1 protein-coding gene is annotated in these 230 nt (G+C 71.3%); it reads right to left on the bottom strand.

Annotation, left to right across the window (positions count from 1 at the left end):
• Window positions 1-230 (bottom strand): efflux RND transporter periplasmic adaptor subunit (locus HKX41_14010; GenBank protein ID NNC25248.1); only part of this gene is annotated, 230 nt, incomplete at both ends.

A 230-nucleotide genomic window follows, 5' to 3' on the forward strand; every position in this document is an offset into this window, starting at 1 on the left:
GCGGAAATCGATGCTGAGCAGTTCGCCGCCGATCTGCGGCGCCACCGTCACCTTGTTGAGCGCGTTGACCGTGCCCAGCGCGCTCACGAACACCGGCACGGCCTGGGAGCCTGCGGCGACGACGGTGACCGGGACCGGCGCATCGGCGCCGTCGGCTTCGCCGTCCTTGCGGCCCTTGCCGCGTCCGAATATCGCTGCCGCCAGGGCCAGCACGACGAGCGCTGCGAGCA

Origin of the sequence: Salifodinibacter halophilus, from assembly GCA_012999515.1 — a bacterium.
Classification (GTDB): Bacteria; Pseudomonadota; Gammaproteobacteria; order Nevskiales; family Salinisphaeraceae; genus Salifodinibacter; species Salifodinibacter halophilus.